Source organism: Nocardia pseudovaccinii NBRC 100343 (assembly GCF_001613225.1).
In the GTDB taxonomy this organism is placed as follows: Bacteria; Actinomycetota; Actinomycetes; order Mycobacteriales; family Mycobacteriaceae; genus Nocardia; species Nocardia pseudovaccinii.
In genome coordinates this window covers 18,153-36,921 of sequence record NZ_BDBY01000098.1, presented here as the reverse complement: position 1 = coordinate 36,921, position 18,769 = coordinate 18,153, and the positions used below count along the sequence as shown (strand labels likewise).

Sequence of the window (18,769 nt, the reverse complement as noted above, 5' to 3'; positions counted from 1 at the left end):
GCGCGCAGCCGCCGATCCCGCAGCCGCCCGCCCCCCAGGACGCGGTGCCGCAGCCGCCGGTCGCGCAGATGTCTCCGGCCGTCGGCAATAACCAGCCGAAGTGACCTCGGCATCGGCTGTGCCTGATTTTCCACAAGACGGGGTTCCACCAGTGCCGATGTCCCCACACGCACCACCGTCTTTCCGATCGGGCGAACTGTCCGACCCCAAGCTGACGGCGGCGCTCAGAACGCTGGAACTGACCGTCCGTCGTCGACTCGACGGTGTGCTGCACGGCGATCACCTCGGCTTGATTCCGGGCCCCGGCTCGGAGCCAGGCGAGGCCAGGACCTATCAGCCGGGCGACGATGTGCGCCAAATGGATTGGTCGGTCACCGCCCGCACCACCCATCCGCATGTGCGGCAGATGATCGCGGACCGGGAACTAGAGACCTGGATGGTGGTCGATCTGTCGGCCAGCCTCGACTTCGGTACCGCACTGTGCCAGAAGCGCGATCTGGCCGTCGCGGCCGCCGCGGCGATCACCCACCTCACCAGTGGTGGTGGCAATCGGATCGGCGCGGTCGTCGCGACCGGTGAGCAGTTGACCCGCATTCCCGCGCGCAGCGGCCGGGTGCACGCGCAGTCGATGCTGCGCGAGATCGCGACGACGCCGCATGCCCGTGACGGTGTGCGCGGCGATCTGCGCGAGGCGATCGAATCGCTGCGCCGCCCGCAGCGCAAGCGCGGACTCGCGGTGGTCATCAGCGACTTCCTCGGTGATATCAACTGGCAGCGCTCACTGCGCGCCATCTCCGCGCGCCACGATCTGCTCGCGGTGGAGGTCCTCGATCCGCGCGACCTGTCGCTGCCCGATGTGGGCGATGTGGTGCTGCACGATCCCGAGACCGGGCGCACCCGCGAATTCAGCGTGACGCCTTCGCTGCGTGCCGATTTCGCGGCCGCCGCCGAGCGTCATCGCGTTCAGGTCGAACAGGCCCTGCGCAGTTGCGGCGCACCGGTGCTCACCCTGCAGACCGATCGGGACTGGATCTCCGACGTGGTCCGGTTCGTGTCCACCCGGCGCCACGCATTCGGCGCCCCGAGCGGACGGGCGCCGCGCCAGTGAGTATTTCGCATTTCACCGCGCTGGTCTGGCTCGGTTTCCTCGCCGTGGTCGTGCTGATCGCGTTGGGCTACATCCTCGTTCAGCGCAGCCGCCACCGGCACATGCTGCAGTTCACCAATATGGAGCTGCTGGAGAAGGTCGCCCCGTCGCGGCCGAGTCCGATGCGGCATGTGCCGGTCGCGCTGATGCTGGTCGGTCTGGTGTTCCTGACCATCGCGGCCGCGGGGCCGACCGCCGTCAAGAAGGTGCCGCGCAATCGCGCGACAGTCGTTCTGGTGATGGACGTTTCGCTGTCCATGGAGGCCACCGATGTCCCGCCGTCGCGACTGAAGGTGGCACAGAAGGCCGGTAAGGAATTCGTCGACGGGCTGCCGCCAGGTATCAATCTCGGCTTCGTCACCTTCGCGGGTACCGCATCGGTGATGGTGCCGCCGACGACGAACCGCGAGGCCGTCAAGGCGGCCATCGACAACATCAAACTCGCCGAGCGCACCGCCACCGGTGAGGGCATTCTCACCGCGCTGCAGTCGATCGACACCATCGCCACGGTGCTCGGTGGCGCGGAGACGCCGCCGCCCGCGCGCATCGTGCTGATGTCCGACGGTAAGCAGACGGTGCCCGACGACAAGGATGTCGACAACCCACGGCACGGTTTCACCGCGGCCCGCCTCGCCAAGAACAAAGGCGTTCCGGTGTCGACGATTTCGTTCGGCACGTCGTGGGGCACGGTGGAGATTCCGGACCAGGACGGTAAGGGCGCCCAGCGCGTCAAGGTGCCTGTCGACGACGATGCGCTGCGTGAGATCGCCAAACTCTCCGGCGGCGATTTCTATACCGCTTCGAGCCTGACCGAGTTGACCGCGGTCTACGACACGCTCGAAGAGCAGATCGGTTACGAGATGACCAGGGGCGATGCCAGCAGGCCTTGGCTTTTGCTCGGCATGCTCGTTGTCGCTGCCGGTGTAGTTACCGGCTTGCTCTATCGTCAACGGCTGCCGTAGTCGTCAACGCCTGCCGTCGCGACGCGCCCGGTTCCACATAGAGCACTATGTGTGGCCCGGGCGTGGCGCACGAACCCGAACAGATAGGTTGGTCCTCATGTCGAACATCACATCCCGGTCGGTCCTGGTGACCGGTGGCAACCGCGGTATCGGACTCGCGGTCGCGCAGCGTCTGCTTGCCGATGGGCACAAGGTGGCCGTCACGCATCGTGGGTCGGGGGTGCCGGACGGTCTGTTCGGTGTGAAATGCGATGTGACGGACAGTGATTCGGTCGATGCCGCGTTCACCGAGGTGGAGCAGCATCAGGGGGCGGTCGAGGTGCTCGTCGCCAATGCGGGTATCACCGACGACACCCTGTTGATGCGGATGAGCGAGGAGCAGTTCACCAAGGTCATCGATGCGAACCTGACCGGTGCGTTCCGCTGCGCCAAGCGTGCCAACCGCGCCATGCTGCGGGCACGCTGGGGTCGGATGATCTTCCTCGGCTCCGTGGTCGGTCTCGCCGGTCAGGCCGGACAGATCAACTACGCCGCGTCCAAGGCCGGTGTCATCGGTCTGGCTCGCTCGGTCACCCGCGAACTCGGTTCGCGTTCGATCACCGCCAATGTCGTCGCGCCCGGCTTCATCGAGACCGATATGACCGCTGAGCTGCCCGACGATCTGCGTGACATGGCGAAGAAATTCATTCCGCTGCAGCGTCTCGGCGAGCCCGAAGACGTCGCGGCCGTGGTCAGCTTCCTCGCTTCCGAGGATTCGCGGTACGTTTCCGGCGCGGTGATCCCGGTCGACGGCGGCATGGGCATGGGCCACTGACCCAACCGGCAGCCGCGTGTTCGGCGGTCGCGTAACCAGTTGAACTTCGACAACAGGAGAACCGAAAACCCATGGGCGGATTGCTCGAAGGCAAGACCATCCTGATCACCGGCATCATCACCGATTCCTCGATCGCGTTCCACGCGGCGGCGGTCGCGCAGCAGCAGGGCGCGAAGGTGATCATCACTGGCATTCCGGAGCGGCTGCGGTTGATCGATCGGATCGCCAAGCGGCTGCCGCAAGAGGTCGCCCCGGCCATCGGCCTGGACGTCACGAGCGAGGAGGATCTGGCCTCCCTGCCGGAGAAGGTGCGCGAGCTCGCCCCTGAGGGCGTCGACGGCGTCCTGCACTCCATTGCTTTCGCGCCCAAGACACTGATGGGCCCGGATGCGGTGGCCTTCCTGGACGGTCCTGGCCCCGACGCCGCCAAGGCCTTCGAGATCTCGGCGTGGTCCTACGCCTCGTTGGCCCGTGCCGTGCTCCCGGTCATGAACGAGGGCGGCTCCATCGTGGGCATGGACTTCGACCCCCGCACCGCCATGCCGTACTACAACTGGATGGGTGTGGCCAAGGCGGCCCTCGAATCGGTGAACCGCTACGTGGCGCGGGAAGTCGGCACCGCCAAGAAGGTCCGGTCGAACCTGATCGCCGCAGGTCCGATCAAGACCCTCGCCGCCAAGGCCATCGCGGGCACCGCCACCGATGACGCCAAGCAGCTGACCATGCTCAACGAGTACTGGGATGGTGCCTCCCCGATCGGCTGGGATGTCGACGACCCGACCGTGGTCGCCAAATCCATTGTGACGCTGCTGTCGGACTGGCTGCCCGGCACCACCGGTTCGATCATCTATGTGGACGGCGGCGCCAGCCACAACACTTGGTTCCCGGAAAACGGGTTCGCCGCCAACTGAAGCCGGAGGAGGAGCCGTGGCTGCGGATGCCACTGCCGGAGAAGTGGATGCGCTGCTACTGCTGTCCTTCGGCGGCCCGGAACGCCCCGAGGACGTGATGCCGTTCCTGGAGAACGTCACTCGGGGGCGGGGCGTGCCGCGTGAACGTCTCGAGGAAGTTGCGCAGCATTACCTGCACTTCGGCGGTGTCTCCCCGATCAATGCGCTCAACCGCGACATCATCGCCGCGGTGGAACGCGAATTGGCCGGTGCCGGAATCGAATTGCCGGTGTACTTCGGTAACCGCAACTGGGACCCGATGGCCGAGGACACCGTCGCGCGCATGGCGGCCGACGGTGTGCGGTCGGCCCTGGTGTTCCCGACCTCGGCGTGGGGTGGATACTCCGGCTGTCTGCAGTACGACGAGGACATCGCAAGGGCGCGTTCGGCTTTCGGGGCGGATGCGCCGGAACTGGTGAAGTTGCGGCAGTACTTCGACCATCCGTTGCTGATCGAGGCGTTCGCGGCGGCGATTCGCGCCGCGGTGGATGCGCTTCCGGCCGGGCGCCGCGATGGTGCTCGGCTGGTTTTCACCGCGCACTCGATACCGGTGTCGGCCGATATTTCCGCAGGACCGCCCGCGGACGGTGGTCGGCTGTACAGCCGTCAGGTCGCCGAGGCCGCGCGATTGTGTGCCGCCGCAACCGGATTCACCGATTTCGACGTGGTGTGGCAGTCCCGTTCCGGTCCGCCGCAGATTCCTTGGCTGGACCCCGATATCGTCGATCATCTCGAGGATCTGTCCGGCAAAGGTGTGGATGCGGTCGTGGTCTGCCCGGTCGGGTTCGTCTCCGATCACCTCGAGGTCATCTGGGATCTGGATAACGAGGCCAAGGAGAAGGCCGAGGAACTCGGCATGGCGTTCGCGCGGGCCGCCACCCCCGGGACCGATCCCCGCTTCGCGCAGTTGGTCGTGGAACTGATCAACGAGCATCTGACCGGTATCCCGCCGCGCCGACTCGGCGACATTCCGGGTTATGGGTGCACCGTGAACGGTGCCCCCTGCGCAATCGACTGTTGCACCCCGCCGCGACGCCATGCCGCGGCAACGTAGCTTTCGAAGTGGGCGTCCGCCGTCAAATTCTCGCGCGGCGCGCACCGCGGCGCCGTGGACGCAGCTGATACAGGCGGTACCAGGCCAGCGCTAGGAAGACTGCCCCCAGCCCGGCGACGACTCCCATGTCGAGCAGCCACGTGCCGATGCTGTGTTTCCACAGCGGGTCGGCCGCGCCCGAGTGCGGTGAGAGGGTGTCCAGATCGATGGTGGCGGCCCCGGCGGCGAACCCCCAACGGGCCGGCGCTATGTAGGCCAGTTGCTCCAGGCCGAAGGTACCGGGTAGCCGCACCAGCCCGCCGGTGAGCACCAGCTGTGCCATCGACAGCACAATCAGCAGCGGCAGTGTCTTCTCCGAGGTGTTCACCGAGACCGACACCAGCAAGCCCAATGCCAGCGATGCGATGCCGAGCAGCGCCATCGCCAGGATCAGCTCGAGCTCGATAGATGTGAAGAGCCCCTTGGGCGGCCTATCCACACCGATGAGGCCGATCAGCACGAGCACCGCCGACTGCAGGGCGGTGATCACGCTCAGGACCAGCAGTTTCGACATCAAATAGACTCCGGCCGACAGGCCTGCCGCGCGTTCTCTGCGGTAGATCGTCTGTTCTTTGACGATCTCGCGAATCGAGTTGCCGGTGCCGACGAAGCACGCACCGAATGCCAAAACCATGAGCTTGGTCGCGGCATCGATATTGGATCCCGGAGCCCCGGCGAACCCCTGGCCCGACGGGATCGCAGCGATCAAGCCACCGAGTAGCAGGGGCAGCACCCCAAGGAGGGCCAAATAGCTGCGGTCCGAGGCGATCACTGCCAGATATCGTCGGCACAGGGTGCTGAGCTGGCTGAACTTGGACTGCTGTGCGGGCGGCGGTGCGGGTGTGTGTACTTCCTTCGGACCGACGTCGTCGGTCAACCCGACCGCCACGTAGTTCTCGAAGCGCGGCGAAGTACGGAATTCATCTGCCCAGTCGCGGTCTTCCTCGCGGTCGAACGCCTGGAACACCTCGGCCCAGCTGCGCTGCGCGAACTGCTGCAGCCCCTCGGCGGGCGGCCCGTAATAGGCCAGCCGACCGCCGGGCACCAGGACCAGCAGGCGGTCGCAGGAATCGAGATTCGCCACGCTGTGGGTGACGACGATGACGGTCCGCCCGTCGTGCGCAAGTTCCGACAGCATTTCCATGACCGTCTTGTCCAGGCCCGGGTCGAGGCCGGAGGTCGGCTCGTCGAGGAACAACAGGGACGGTTTGGTCAGCAACTCCAGTGCCACGCTGACCCGTTTGCGCTGCCCGCCCGAGAGCCGATCGATGCGAGTATCGGCGTGCCGCGTCAAACCGAGCTCGTCGAGGACCTCATCGACCCGCTGTTCGCGCTCCTCGGCGCGCGTATCGCCGGGGAAGCGCAGCTCGGCCGCGTAAAGCAGTGCGCGCCGGGTCGGAAGCTGGTTGTGCAGGATGTCCTCCTGCGGGACGAGTCCGATGCGGTGCCGGAGTTCGTCGTAGTCGGTGTACAGGTCGCGTCCGTCGTAGCGGACCGTCCCCTCCGTCGCGGGCCGCAACCCGGTGACCGCGCCGAGCAGTGTCGACTTGCCCGCTCCGCTCGGCCCGATGACCCCGACAAGTGAGCGTTGCGGAATGGGGAAGCTGACCCCGTCGAGGAGCACTTTGCCCTCGGGAGTCCGCACGGTGAGGCTCTGCACCGAGACCGATACGTCACCGGTGTCGACGAACTCGCGCAGTTCGTCGCCCACCAGCCGGAACGTGGTGTGGCCCATGCCGATCAGATCGGATTCGGTCAGGTCCGCGGCGTCGATCCGGTGGCCGTTGACGTAGGTGCCGTTGTGGCTGTCGAGGTCGACGATCCGGTATTTTCCGTCGCCGATCGTGCGCAGCTCGGCGTGATGGCGGGAGAGCATGAGGTCGTGCGCGACGATGTCGTTGTCTGCCGCGCGTCCGATCCGGACGGTGGGCGATGTGATCCGGACGACCGCGCTGGGGCGGGCCGCCGAAGGTGACGTTCGCGAAACTCGCCTGGACCGACCCGCATGGAACCTCGTGATCGTTGCCTCATCCGCGAGGTCGTAGCCCGGATCGGAGACGATCATCGTGTCTACCCCGATATCGTCATCGGACCTTCGGTCGGTTTGTCCTTCTTGCCCTTCCAGAGAACAGGCCAACTGCTCGCCGTCCACGGCGTGACCGAGCTGGAACGTCTCGTCATGGTCGATCAGCATCCGCTCGACGCGGTGACCTTCGAAAAAGGTGCCGTTGAGGCTGCCCGCGTCCTCGATTTCCCAACCGTCCGCACCTCGCTCCAGCACTGCGTGCACCGAAGATGCGCGCGGATCGGTCACGATAATGTCGGATGCCGGATCGCGACCGACGTTATATACGGTCCCAGCGCGTAGCCGATAAACGCGTTCTCTCGTGTGCACCACGAGGACCGGCGTCTCGGGGGATTCGATGGAGGACTGGTCATCCGCCATGACGTGAGTATACGACTCGTCCGCAGTGTCCCGGCAATATTCGACTACCTCGCAATTCCGGTCATCAGCAACCCGTCAGCACAGACACCTCGATGTACCTGGCGGTCCAGCCTGACGTCGAGACCCGTCAGACCAGTTCCATCGCGGTGTTGCCGATCAGAAGCTGAGGGTCGTGAGGTAGGCGTAGACACCGGGGAACCCCGGGCGGGCGCTGCCCTTGCCCCATGAGGTGAGCCCGATCAGGCGGCCCGCGACGAGAAGTGGATCGCCGCTGTCGTATTCGGCGGTATCGGCGTCGGGGGATCCGGCGCAGAGCATATCGGCGGGGTCGAAGGCGGAGCCATAGGCGGCAGTGCACGTGGCGTTGGAGACGATCGGGACGGGTGCGGAGCGCAGGAGCGTATTCGAGGTGTCGCTCTCGGAGGTCGCGCCCCAGCCGACGATGCTGCCGGTGTCGCCGTATGCGCGCGGATCGCCCTGTGGCGCGGCGATTTCCAGGAACGGGCCTGATCTCGGCTCGTCGAGGATGAGGATCGCGAGATCATTGTGGTGCACGGTCTCGCCCTCGAAATCGGATTCCCGGAAATCCGGGTGGATGCGAATCTCCTTGACTCCCACGGTGACTCCGTCGCGCGAGCGCAGGTCGGTGCGGCCGAAGGTGACGGTGATCGCCTGCGGCAGCAGCCGCGCCACATCGACGCAGTGTGCAGCTGTCACAACCCGATCGGGCGCGATGAGCACACCGCCGCAGAATTGCCCGGATGGTCGGAAGACGTAAAACGGGCTGCCGACGGCGGCGAGCCACGAGTAGGCGCTCGCCTCGGTGGTATTTCCCCCCACGATCGCCGTGGCGGGAACGACAGGGGCACCGAGAGCGACGATGAATGCGGCGGTTACCGCCGCGACAATGCGAGGTATGCGAAACATGCCGCCTCCCGGATGATTCAGGCGATCGCTCGGTCTATTCAACCAGAGGATGCCGGTGTTCTCGCGCCTACGGGACCGGTGGCCGCCTTGCGCCGGTGCCTTACGAATTGCCGCGGGCCGCGGCGTGTACCGCCACCAACCGCGCCGCGCGGATCGCGTCCCACAGTGGGCGTAGGAGGTCTTCTTGCGCGCCGATGGCGGTGGCGGAAGTGGGGGAGGAGGCCGGTTCGCGTTGTGCGACAGTGAGGATGGCGGCGACATGATCGGCGCTGTCGAGGATTCGCCTGGCGCGCAACGGGATCGAATCCGGATAGTCGTGGCGGGAGTAATCCGCGAGCTCGGCCTCGATGAGTTCGCGGGGGTCGGAGTCGACGGTCGCGCCCGCGGCGGTGGTGTGCAGGCGCATCAGGGCGTCGGCGGCATCGCGTACTGCTTCACGCATCGTGTACTCCGCCTCGCCGAGCGACATATCCTGGCCCGGCGCGGCCGGAATCGGGGTGCTGTAGACGGTCCACTGCAGCGTGTCGTCATCGGGCCACTGCGGGATCAATCCGGTGCCCTCCTCGCCCGGCACCCCGAACAACATTCCCTCGCCCGCCTCGATCGCATCAGCGGCGAAGGCCGTTCCGGTCGGCAGTCCGCGCACATCGCCGGGCACCGGCAGCACCAAGCGCAGCTGTGCACCGGGTTGTGCCATCGCCTCGCGAATCACCTTGAGTAGCGCCATGACTCCGGTGCCGGACAGATTGTCGCGAGAAGACCACGGCAGGTCGTCGCGGCCGCCGGTCAACGGATCGCCCGCGGCGATGGTGTGCCGTGGCGCCCAGGCGTACAGCGCCTCGAGGATGTCGTCGGGCGCGCTGCAACCGGCCAGCCAGGAGCCGGCCCACACCGTCAGCGTGGCACTAGGAGAGCACATAATTATCGAGCATAAAGGAGGGTTGCGACTGGGGGGCGTCCATGCCGGATGCCCCGGTGAGCTGCGCGCATCGATCCGCCGTCCGGTACCGCGAGTACCATAACGGCGGGCGCGCGGCCGCCGTCGGCGCGCGGGCCGAATTCCGCGGAATGGGACATGATTTCAGCGAATGGACCCGCTATAGCGGTCAGTCCGGTTCGGTGACGAAGTCGATGAGCCGCTCCACCGCGCCGATCAGGGGGGATTCCAGATCGCGGAAGGATTCGACCGCGTTGTAGACCCGCCGCCACCCCTCCTGCGGTGTGCCCCAGCCGAGCCGACGGCAGATGCCGGTCTTCCAATCCTCGCCGCGGGGCACCTCCGGCCACGCCGCGATACCGACCGCCGCAGGACGCACAGCCTGCCAGACATCGATATAGGGATGCCCGGTGACCAGCACATACTTACCGAGGCCGGTGGTCAGCTGGGTTTCCTTGGAACCGGTGACCAGATGGTCGACCAGCACCCCGACCCGCCGACCCGGTCCGGGCGCGAATTCGGTCAGCCGCGCGGCCAGATTGTCCAAACCCTCGAGATGTTCGACGACCACGCCTTCGACCCGCAGATCGTGCCCCCAGACCCGCTCCACCAATGCGGCATCGTGGACGCCCTCCACCCAGATCCGGCTCGTCTTCGCGACCTGTGCGCGCAGCCCCTCCACCCGGGTCGAACCCGATGCCGACCGGGTCGGCTTCTTCGGGGCCGCGGCCTTGGGCCGGACCAGTGTGACGGGCGCACCGTCGATCAGGAATGCGGCCTCGCGCAATGCGAACAGCCGCACGGCACCGCGCGCATCCTCCAACTTGACGAATTCGCCGTCGTAGCTGCGGTCGAATCCGACCACGGCACCGCAGAATCCGGTCGCCGCATCCTCCACCACGAGGTCGCGGTCGGCGACGACCGTAGGCACGGTCCGCTTCTTCGATCGCGAATGTCCGGAGAAGATGTCGCCGCCATACATGTCACGCCCGCTCACCCGCCCGAAAATAGCACCGCCGGTTGGGGTTGCGGCGCAAGCGAGTTGGTGTGCCGGTCACAGACTATTGGCGAACAGCGCGTACTGCGCCGCCACTTTCTGGCGAACGTCGGCTTCGTTATCGCCGTTTACGTTCGCGACATAGCGCTTATAGGTGACGTAGCAGCTGTGCTTGTACTGCCTATCGGTATCGCCGCGCCGATTGAGTCGCTGGCAGATCGCGCCGGGCACATCCTTGGGCGCATCGATCGGATCGTATTCGTCACCGGAACGCGCGATGAGCTCGTTGACCAGACGCGGCCCCGAGGCCTCGTCGCGCACTCGATAGACGATGGTGTCGTCCGCGATCGCCCAGGCGTCCAGCCCGGTTTCGTCGATCATCCGCTGCGAGGTGGCCTGATTCGTGGCGGTGTGCACGACGATGCCCGGGCCGTACACACTGAATTCGCGCAGGTCGAGGGTGTGGTTGCGGCGGTCGCGGACGACAGCGCGGGCCAGCAGCCCATCCGGATCGACCTTCAAGTCGTCGAGCTGGTCCACGGGGGTGGCCCGGAATTTGTCGACCACGGTGAGTTCGGCGTCGAAGGTGTTGCCGAGCCAGCCCAGTAGATCGCGTTCATCGGCCTTGGGCCGTTGGATGAATACCTGCAGGACGAATTCCTTATCGGCGATGAAGGATCCGATATTGGCGACATCGGGCCGCCAGTGTGTGTGGGCATTGGGATATTTATCCAGCTCGAGCCGCTTGTTCTGATCGGGTGCGACCGCGAAATCGGCGGCTTCGAGTTCGCGTGCCGCCTGTTCGGCCTCGGTCGCGTTCGGGAAGCGCATCAGCAGCTGCGAGATGATGGTGACGTCCGGGCCGGGGCCGCGCTGATCGATCTGGAATGGCTCATAGGGGCGGTCGGCACCGACAGCGCCGTAGGCCACCAGCATTCTGTGGCGCTCGAGCACCGGTATCGACGCGCTGCCGGTGTAGTAGTCGGCCGCCTCCTGGTTATCGGATACGACGCCACCGAGCACACCGAAGGTCAATTTCGGATCGATACGGTTCGTCGGTACCACCGCCTCGGCCATCCGAATGCCTTCCAGCAGTGCGCCGTTGCCGTGCGCGTCCTGGTCGTAGTGGTATTTGTCGACCGGATAGTCGCCGATCTCCAACTTGCGAACATCAGGTTCGGCCGCGACCGGTATACCGGCGATCCCGCACCCGGCCAGCAGACCGACTACCGCGATGCAGGCAGCCGAAATGACGGTGCGTGATCTCCGAAACATGCCAGGCTCCTCGCCCTTCGTACGCGATGTTGTTGCGATTACGGATGCGGAGCCGGTTTGGTTCAGGGGATCGGCGCCGTGCCCCGTTTCGATCGAAATCGATAGGCGCACAGTCGTTTCTGTTGCGATGGCTGAGCAGTACGGCATGGCCCGCGTCGAGCCGCCGTCGATGATCTCGGGTTTGTCGCGCCACAGAAGTGGTTCGGGCAACTACAGTGGGGCTGTGGCCGCAATCGTTTGGCTGGTCGCGGGCCTGCTGCTCGCGGCGGCGGAGATGCTCACCGGGGACCTCACGCTGCTGATGTTGGGCGTCGCCGCGCTCGGCACCGCGGGAGTCGGTGCGGTGGCCGATACCGGGCTGGTCGCCGACGCCGTGATCTTCGCGGTGCTGGCGCTGGTGCTGCTGCTCGGGGTGCGACCAGTTCTGCGGCGCCGCTTCGGAACTCCGCCGCCGATCCCGACGAATGTCGATGCGCTGCCCGGTAAGCAGGCGCTGGTGCTGGAACCGGTCGCCGAGCACAGCGGCCTGGTCAAAATCGGTGGCGAAGAGTGGACCGCGCGGCCGTTCGATTCGACGGTCGAGTATCCGAAGGGAACCACGGTGTACGTCATGAAGATCGATGGCGCGACCGCCGTCGTCTGGAAGGAGCCGTAAATGGCCGTGCTCATCGTTGCCGCCGTGCTGGTGCTGTTGGTTGTGGTGGTGGTCTTCAAATCGATCGCTCTGGTGCCACAGGCGGAGGCGGCCGTTATCGAGCGATTAGGTCGATATTCGCGCACAGTCTCGGGCCAGCTGACGTTCCTGGTGCCCTTCGCCGACCGGATCCGCGCGAAGGTCGATCTGCGCGAGCGGGTGGTGTCCTTCCCGCCGCAGCCGGTGATCACCGAGGACAACCTGACCCTGCACATCGACACCGTCGTGTACTTCCAGGTGACGAGCCCACAGGCGGCGGTGTACGAGATCAGCAATTACATCGCGGCCGTCGAGCAGCTCACCGTGACCACCCTGCGCAATGTGGTCGGCGGCATGACCCTGGAGCAGACGCTGACCTCCCGCGATCAGATCAACGGTCAGTTGCGCGGGGTGCTCGACGAGGCCACGGGCCGCTGGGGGCTGCGCGTCGCGCGGGTCGAACTCAAGAGCATTGATCCGCCGCCATCGATCCAGGAGTCGATGGAGAAGCAGATGAAGGCCGACCGCGAGAAGCGCGCCATGATCCTCACCGCGGAGGGCACCCGCGAATCGCAGATCAAGACGGCCGAGGGCGCCAAGCAGGCGCAGATTCTCTCCGCCGAGGGCGCCAAGCAGTCCTCGATTCTAGCGGCCGAAGGTGAACGGCAGAGCCGGATTCTGCGCGCCCAGGGTGAACGGGCCGCCGCCTACCTGCAGGCGCAGGGCCAGGCAAAGGCCATCGAAAAGGTTTTCGCCGCAATCAAATCCGGTAAGCCGACGCCGGAACTGCTCGCCTACCAATACATGCAGACGCTGCCGATGGTCGCCCGCGGTGACGCGAACAAGGTGTGGCTGGTCCCGAGCGATTTCGGCAAGGCGCTCGAGGGCTTCGCTCAGAACTTCGCGACCAAGGGCGAGGACGGCGTATTCCGCTACGAACCCACCCCGGTCGACGATGTGGAGAGCAAGCCGGAGGACGATTCCGACGTCGAGGGCTGGTTCGATACGGCCCGGGATCCGGCCATCGAACAGGCGGTTCGCGCCGCGGAGGCCGATGCCCGCGCTTCGGTGGAGGGCGTGGCGACCCCGGTGACCCGGACCCAACCGTCCCCACACCAGCCGGTCATGCCCGCGCAGCAGGAGACCCCGCCCAAGCAGATTCCGCCGCATCAGCCGCCGTACCGCCCGGACGGGCCGCAGGGGCAGCCCTGGCAGCCGCCGTCACAGTAGTCGGTGAGACCACAGGCACCCCGGATCTCGGCGAGGTCCGGGGTGCCTTGTTCGATGCCTAGGGCGCGAGATCGATGGTCAGCGTTGCCAATTGGAGTGCGATGGCGCAGGGGTCGGGTGTTGTCGTGTGGGAATGGTTTTGGACGCGCCAGACGATGGTGCCGTTGTCCGCGGCTGCGACCGCGCAGTCACCAGGATCGCGCGGATTGCGGATGTAGAAACCGGTCGCGGTGACGGTCGCGCCGAAGATCTGTTCGGTGATCGTCAGATGTTCGGTCTGGAACCCGTCGTTCTCGGCCCGTTGCCATGTCTGCTGGAGCGATTCGCGGTCGGTGTAGGTGAAAGTCAGGTCGGATTCGTCGGAGCCGCGTTGCGCCTGCCAGACGCAGACCGGCGGGCGGTGGCGGGTGGCGAGGGTGTCGGCCTGCGCGGTACGGCTGATCTGCTCTTCGGTCAGTGGCGCGCAGTTCGCCAACGAGTTGGCTGTCGGGGTGGCGGTGGGATGGGCGTCCGGCGCGGCCTTATCCGAACAGCCGGTCAGCAGTCCGGTAGCCGCGAGCACGGCCAGTCCGCTACGCACACGGAATGCGGTCACAGCCGCTCCCTTCCTCGAACACCGAGCCCCGGCCACCCGTCGAGGCTACCGGCCGGTCCGCAGGCAGGGCGGTCTCGGCGCTGTGACCTGGTCAGCGCTGGCCGCGGAAAATGGTTCGGCCTGGCATCGGGTGCGCTGCGATACTCACGGTCCACAAGGACAGGAGGGATTGCGCGTGGCTGATTCAGGGGTATTGCCGCTGCTCGATCGGATTGCCGTGGCCGTAGGCGCGGCGATCGGTCGGGCTCGTCCGGACCTGGTGGGCGCGGATCCAGTGGTGCGACGCTCGGAGCGTGCCGATTTCCAGTCGAATGTCGCGCTTGCGGTCGCGAAGCGGGTGGGGGTGCGGCCCGCTGAGTTCGCCGCGGAATTGGTCACGGCGTTGGGTACGGGCGATGGCCTGTTCGACGCGGTGACGGTTTCGGGTCCGGGATTCCTCAACATCGCTGTCTCGGATCATGCTGTGTGGGAACAGGTTTCGGCTCGACTCGCTGATGATCGATTGGGTGTACCGGATTTCGAGCGTGGGCGCCGGACCGTGGTCGACTATTCGGCGCCCAATATCGCCAAGGAAATGCATGTCGGGCATCTGCGGACAACGATCATCGGCGACTGCATCGCACGGGTGCTGGCCTTTCTCGGGGCGGTGGTGATTCGGCAGAATCACTTGGGGGACTGGGGGACTCAATTCGGGATGCTGATCCAATATCTGGATGAGCATCCGGGGCTGCTCTGGCGCCACGATGAGCTGAGCGGCGATGCGTCGGTGGTCTCGGCATTGGATGGCTTGTACAAGGCGGCGCGGACGGAATTCGACGGTGACCCGGCGTTCGCGCAGCGGGCCAGGGCTCGGGTGGTGGCGCTGCAATCCGGCGATGCGCCCACCCTGCGGCGGTGGCGGGAGATCGTCGCCGAATCGGAGCGGGCGTTCGGTGAAATCTACGATCGGCTCGGTGTGCTGCTGACGGCCGACGATTATGTCGGCGAGTCGTTCTACAACCCGATGCTGGCCGACACCATCGCCGAGTTGGTCGACAAGGGGATCGCCGTCGAGAGCGACGGTGCCCTGGTCGTCTTCTCCCAAGAGGTCGATGGCCCTGACGGCCAACCGGTCCCGCTGATGGTGCGCAAGCGCGACGGCGGATACGGCTACGACACAACGGATTTGGCGACCATCCGGTACCGGGTGCGGACCCTGCGTGCCGAGCGGCTGCTGTATGTCACCGATTCCCGTCAGGCCCTGCACTTTCGGCTCGTCTTCGAAGCCGCCCGGCGGGCCGGTTGGGCGACCGATGTCATCGAGGCCGAACACATCGCCTACGGCACCGTACTCGGCCCGGATGGGCGGCCTTTCAAAACCCGGGCGGGCGGTACAGTCCGACTGACGGACCTGCTGAACGACGCTGTCACGAAGGCCAGAGCCGTTGTCGCCGAACGGAATCCGTACCTGCCCGCCACCGAGCTCGACGCGATCGCCGAACCGACCGGGATCGGTGCGGTCAAATACGCCGACCTGTCCACTTCTCGGGTCAAGGACTACACCTTCGATCTGGACCGCATGGTCGCATTGAACGGCAACACCAGCGTCTATTTGCAATACGCGCACGCCAGAATCCGTTCCATCCTGCGCAAAGCTCGAGATCACACCGTGCGAATCGATCCGGCAATCGCGCTCGAACCCGCTGAACGGGCACTGGCACTCGAACTCGATGCGTACGGCGCCGTCGTAATCGGGGTCGCCGCAACCCTCGAACCCCATCGACTGTGCGGATACCTCTACGACCTCGCGCGCGACTTCACCGCCTTCTACGAAACCTGCCCGGTCCTCACCGCGCCCGACCAGGTGCGGGAAAACCGTCTCGCACTGTGCGATTCGACCGCACGGACGCTCGCGCACGGACTCGGACTTCTCGGCATCGCCGCACCCGAGCGCATGTAACCAGGCTCGGTCACCCGATATCGCCGATTGCGCATACTTGCGCAACTGATTGACGGACCGCTGCGGCGGGTTTCTAATGATTGATGGCGCAATTCGTGCGCCGAGATCAACCGATGAAGCGGGGTGCCCCGCCAATGGCGTTCGCCAGTGCATCGTGGCGAGCGCGGCCACTGGACGTACGGAAGCATTGGAGCCTGCCATGGCGACGCTGTTCAACAAGGTCGAATCTCCGCACCGCGCACCGAATCTCGAGCGACAAGCGATCTGGTTCACCATTGGTTTGTATCTGTTGATCAGCGCGGGACTACTGACGATGCACTATGCTCATCCGCAGCAACCGGTCGGTTCGTCGTCGGTATCCCCGGCGCATTCGTCCTACGGGCAGTAGCCGATGACCACGGTCACGGCCGCCCCGGCCGATCGCTTCGATACCGAAGTACTGCAGCATCACTGGATTCCGCTCGCGACGAGCGACGCCGATGCGGCCGCGGTGCTGCGCGAACGCCTCGGCGTCGACTTCGCCGCCGCGCGGAATCGGGTCTTCGAGACCGACAGCTTCATCTATCTGCCCGTCGTCCTGACCTACAAACGCGGCGACGCCATCGAACGCGACACCATCGTCTTCGCACTGGGCAGCGATTTCCTCGTCACCCGGCAACCGGATGCGCATTTCACGCCGTTCGACAAGGCCGTCGCGAAGATGCGCCGCAATCCGGGTCTCACCGGATCCTCGCACGGGGTGATGTACGCGCTGCTCTGGGCGTTGAACGAGGCGTCGGAGCGGGTCATCCACTGCGCCAGCGACGCGCTGGAGGCGATGAACGACGATATCGAGATGGCCACCAATGGCTACGACCGCCGCGGCCGCGAAATCGGCGTCGCGGATATGCGCGGCACCATGTCGCGGATGAACGCCGCCGAGGAGATCGTCTCGCGGGTGCAGGAGACCCAACTCCAATTGGCCCGCGCCGCACGCCATCTCATGGCCGATACGCCTTCCGGCGATCTCGAGAGCTTGATCGCCATCCTGATCGCCGATATCGATGGCGTGAAACAGCATGCGGGCTTCGAACACGACAAGGTGCGCTATCTGCAGCAGTCGGTGATGACCTGGCTCGACGTGAAGCAGAACCAGATCGTCAAGGTGTTCACCATCATCACCGCGGTATTCCTGCCGCCGACCCTCATCGCGACCTTCTACGGCATGAACTTCACCTGGATGCCCGAATTGGAATGGGAGCACGGCTTTCTCGCCACCACGCTGATGACCCTGGTGGCGGCGGTGATCCCGCTGGTCTATATCAAGCGGAAGGGCTGGCTGCGCTGAGGCTGTGATCGCGGTCTCGGTGATGGGTGTCCGTGCCGGGGTGTGAGCAGCCACCGATACGCGCCGGATCGGTACCGAAACACCGCCGCGACGGATTACCGTGCGCCCATGACGATTGCCGGAACGGCCGCCCGCCATCTGCGGCTACGGGCTTGGATCGCCCCGATCGCCGTGGTCACCCTGCTCATGTCGCTGCTGGGCACGATGTATCTGGCGTACGTGGTCAATCCGACCAAGAACCTGCACGATTTCCCTGTCGCATTGGTCAATCAGGACGATGGCGATACCCTGGGCGGCAAGCTCGCGAATGTCGGCGATCAGATCACCGGCGCACTCGTCGCGAGCCTGCCCACCGACAAGATCGACCTGCGTGTCGTCGGATTCGCCGAGGCGCAACGGCAACTGAGTCAGGGCAAGGTCTACGGTGCGATCGTCATCCCCAGTGACTTCACCAAGCGGCTGGCCATTCTCGGCGCGGCCGGTGTGGTGCCGGGCAAGGTCGAACAGCCGATCATCACGGTGCACACGAATCCTCGGGCGGGCAGTTTCGCCACCGGGGTCATGCAGCGCATTGCCGAGCAGGCGCTGACTCGCGTCGACGAGACCGTCGGGAAACAACTCACCGACACGGTGCAGACCCAGCTGCAACCCGCCGCGGGTGGCCAGGCGCCGCAGCTCGCCGGTGCCAGCCAATTGATGCTCGCCCATCCGATCCAGGTGGTGGTCGATCCGTATCGGCCGCTGCCCGAGGGCACCGGACAGGGTTTGTCCGCGTTCTTCTACACGATCATGGTCCTGCTCGCCGGATTCACCGGTGCGATGATCATCCACGCGATGACCGATTCCGCCCTGGGTTTCGCACCCACCGAATACGGCCCGTGGTACGTGCACTATCCGGCCGCACCGATCTCCCGCTTCCACACCCTGCTGTTGAAATGGGCGATCCTGATCGTCACCGCACCGATCGTCTCGGCGGTATTCCTCGGTGTCGCAGCGGCATTGGACGTGCCGATCGATCATCCGCTCGCGCTGTTCCTGTATTGCGTGCTGGCGATCATCGCGGTCGGGGTGACCGCGCTGTCGGTGCTGGCCGCGCTCGGCACCGCGGGTCTGCTGGTCAATCTGATCCTGTTCATCGTGCTCGGCCTGCCCTCCTCGGGCGGTAGCGTGCCCATCGAAGCGACGCCGACGTATTTCGAGTGGCTGGCCACCTTCGAACCCATGCATCAGGTCTTCCTCGGGTTGCGTGCCATCCTCTACTTCAACGCCAACGGTGCCGCCGGACTCGCGCGGGGTGGCTGGATGGCGGTGCTGGGTTTGGGTATCGGCCTGGTCGTCGGTGCCGTGGTGACCCAGTATTACGACCGAAAGGGCTTGCACCGCAAACCTGCTGAGCAGGCGGCCGCGACCGAATGAGCGCTGCGGGCATGGGACTGAGTGATCGAGCCATTGGAACG

17 protein-coding genes are annotated in these 18,769 nt (G+C 65.7%); 11 read left to right on the top strand and 6 right to left on the bottom strand.

The window, feature by feature from the left end; all coding sequences use genetic code 11:
• Positions 1-157 precede the first annotated feature (157 nt).
• The 5 genes from NP3_RS11120 to NP3_RS11100 all read left to right on the top strand — a co-directional run bounded on the left by NP3_RS11120 (position 158) and on the right by NP3_RS11100 (position 4,927).
• The gene (locus NP3_RS11120; RefSeq protein WP_063040353.1) at positions 158-1,108 is read left to right on the top strand and encodes a DUF58 domain-containing protein; all 951 of its coding nucleotides are present in this window, start codon (positions 158-160) and stop codon (positions 1,106-1,108) included.
• Positions 1,105-2,109, top strand: coding sequence for a VWA domain-containing protein (locus tag NP3_RS11115; RefSeq protein ID WP_063040351.1), 1,005 nt, complete (start codon positions 1,105-1,107; stop codon positions 2,107-2,109). The genes NP3_RS11120 and NP3_RS11115 overlap by 4 nt, the downstream gene beginning before the upstream one ends.
• A gap of 97 nt (positions 2,110-2,206) precedes the next feature.
• Positions 2,207-2,923: a 3-oxoacyl-ACP reductase FabG1 gene (gene fabG1 / locus NP3_RS11110; protein WP_040691902.1), complete on the top strand. Its 717-nt coding sequence runs from the start codon at positions 2,207-2,209 to the stop codon at positions 2,921-2,923.
• 71 nt (positions 2,924-2,994) lie between these two features.
• Positions 2,995-3,834 (top strand): NADH-dependent enoyl-ACP reductase InhA, encoded by an 840-nt coding sequence (inhA, locus tag NP3_RS11105; protein ID WP_063040349.1) that lies wholly within the window; start codon positions 2,995-2,997, stop codon positions 3,832-3,834.
• A 16-nt stretch (positions 3,835-3,850) separates the two neighbouring features.
• Positions 3,851-4,927 carry a ferrochelatase gene (locus NP3_RS11100; protein WP_063040347.1) on the top strand — a complete coding sequence of 359 codons (1,077 nt, stop codon included), beginning with the start codon at positions 3,851-3,853 and terminating at the stop codon, positions 4,925-4,927.
• A gap of 22 nt (positions 4,928-4,949) precedes the next feature.
• On the opposite strand, the gene NP3_RS11095 is transcribed toward NP3_RS11100, so the two are convergent.
• The 5 genes from NP3_RS11095 to NP3_RS11075 all read right to left on the bottom strand — a co-directional run bounded on the left by NP3_RS11095 (position 4,950) and on the right by NP3_RS11075 (position 11,548).
• Positions 4,950-7,412 (bottom strand): FHA domain-containing protein, encoded by a 2,463-nt coding sequence (locus NP3_RS11095; protein ID WP_063824739.1) that lies wholly within the window; start codon positions 7,410-7,412, stop codon positions 4,950-4,952.
• Between the two features lie 156 nt (positions 7,413-7,568).
• A complete protein-coding gene (locus tag NP3_RS11090) occupies positions 7,569-8,339 on the bottom strand; it encodes a S1 family peptidase (protein ID WP_063040345.1) in 771 nt (256 codons plus the stop codon).
• Between the two features lie 100 nt (positions 8,340-8,439).
• Positions 8,440-9,258 (bottom strand): Rv1486c family protein, encoded by an 819-nt coding sequence (locus NP3_RS11085; RefSeq protein ID WP_063040343.1) that lies wholly within the window; start codon positions 9,256-9,258, stop codon positions 8,440-8,442.
• 187 nt (positions 9,259-9,445) lie between these two features.
• A complete protein-coding gene (locus NP3_RS11080) occupies positions 9,446-10,273 on the bottom strand; it encodes a DUF3097 domain-containing protein (protein WP_174566198.1) in 828 nt (275 codons plus the stop codon).
• A 57-nt stretch (positions 10,274-10,330) separates the two neighbouring features.
• Positions 10,331-11,548, bottom strand: coding sequence for a DUF7373 family lipoprotein (locus NP3_RS11075; RefSeq protein ID WP_063040339.1), 1,218 nt, complete (start codon positions 11,546-11,548; stop codon positions 10,331-10,333).
• Positions 11,549-11,771: 223 nt separating this feature from the next.
• Between NP3_RS11075 and NP3_RS11070 the strand changes: the two genes are divergently transcribed.
• Positions 11,772-12,203 (top strand): NfeD family protein, encoded by a 432-nt coding sequence (locus tag NP3_RS11070; RefSeq protein ID WP_063040373.1) that lies wholly within the window; start codon positions 11,772-11,774, stop codon positions 12,201-12,203.
• Positions 12,204-13,451, top strand: a complete 1,248-nt coding sequence (locus NP3_RS11065; RefSeq protein ID WP_063040337.1) for an SPFH domain-containing protein — start codon at positions 12,204-12,206, stop codon at positions 13,449-13,451.
• Positions 13,452-13,509: 58 nt separating this feature from the next.
• On the opposite strand, the gene NP3_RS11060 is transcribed toward NP3_RS11065, so the two are convergent.
• Positions 13,510-14,046, bottom strand: coding sequence for a DUF3558 family protein (locus NP3_RS11060; protein ID WP_063040335.1), 537 nt, complete (start codon positions 14,044-14,046; stop codon positions 13,510-13,512).
• 175 nt (positions 14,047-14,221) lie between these two features.
• Between NP3_RS11060 and argS the strand changes: the two genes are divergently transcribed.
• The 4 genes from argS to NP3_RS11040 all read left to right on the top strand — a co-directional run bounded on the left by argS (position 14,222) and on the right by NP3_RS11040 (position 18,728).
• Positions 14,222-15,985, top strand: a complete 1,764-nt coding sequence (argS, locus tag NP3_RS11055) for an arginine--tRNA ligase (protein ID WP_063040371.1) — start codon at positions 14,222-14,224, stop codon at positions 15,983-15,985.
• A 199-nt stretch (positions 15,986-16,184) separates the two neighbouring features.
• Entirely contained in the window at positions 16,185-16,373 is a 189-nt protein-coding gene (locus tag NP3_RS11050; RefSeq protein ID WP_063040332.1) for a hypothetical protein, read from the top strand.
• A gap of 3 nt (positions 16,374-16,376) precedes the next feature.
• Entirely contained in the window at positions 16,377-17,312 is a 936-nt protein-coding gene (locus NP3_RS46625) for a CorA family divalent cation transporter (protein ID WP_084508440.1), read from the top strand.
• A gap of 108 nt (positions 17,313-17,420) precedes the next feature.
• Positions 17,421-18,728 (top strand): YhgE/Pip domain-containing protein, encoded by a 1,308-nt coding sequence (locus NP3_RS11040; RefSeq protein ID WP_063040367.1) that lies wholly within the window; start codon positions 17,421-17,423, stop codon positions 18,726-18,728.
• Positions 18,729-18,769: the final 41 nt, after the last annotated feature.

Bases quoted from the DNA above. Each gene is read 5' to 3' on its own strand.
- NP3_RS11085 (WP_063040343.1), bottom strand. From the start codon at position 9,258: ATGTGCTCTCCTAGTGCCACGCTGACGGTGTGGGCCGGCTCCTGGCTG.
- NP3_RS11050 (WP_063040332.1), top strand. From the start codon at position 16,185: ATGGCGACGCTGTTCAACAAGGTCGAATCTCCGCACCGCGCACCGAAT.
- inhA (WP_063040349.1), top strand. From the start codon at position 2,995: ATGGGCGGATTGCTCGAAGGCAAGACCATCCTGATCACCGGCATCATC.
- NP3_RS11095 (WP_063824739.1), bottom strand. From the start codon at position 7,412: ATGGCGGATGACCAGTCCTCCATCGAATCCCCCGAGACGCCGGTCCTC.
- NP3_RS11075 (WP_063040339.1), bottom strand. From the start codon at position 11,548: ATGTTTCGGAGATCACGCACCGTCATTTCGGCTGCCTGCATCGCGGTA.
- NP3_RS11090 (WP_063040345.1), bottom strand. From the start codon at position 8,339: ATGTTTCGCATACCTCGCATTGTCGCGGCGGTAACCGCCGCATTCATC.
- NP3_RS11120 (WP_063040353.1), top strand. From the start codon at position 158: ATGTCCCCACACGCACCACCGTCTTTCCGATCGGGCGAACTGTCCGAC.
- NP3_RS11065 (WP_063040337.1), top strand. From the start codon at position 12,204: ATGGCCGTGCTCATCGTTGCCGCCGTGCTGGTGCTGTTGGTTGTGGTG.
- NP3_RS11040 (WP_063040367.1), top strand. From the start codon at position 17,421: ATGACGATTGCCGGAACGGCCGCCCGCCATCTGCGGCTACGGGCTTGG.
- NP3_RS46625 (WP_084508440.1), top strand. From the start codon at position 16,377: ATGACCACGGTCACGGCCGCCCCGGCCGATCGCTTCGATACCGAAGTA.
- fabG1 (WP_040691902.1), top strand. From the start codon at position 2,207: ATGTCGAACATCACATCCCGGTCGGTCCTGGTGACCGGTGGCAACCGC.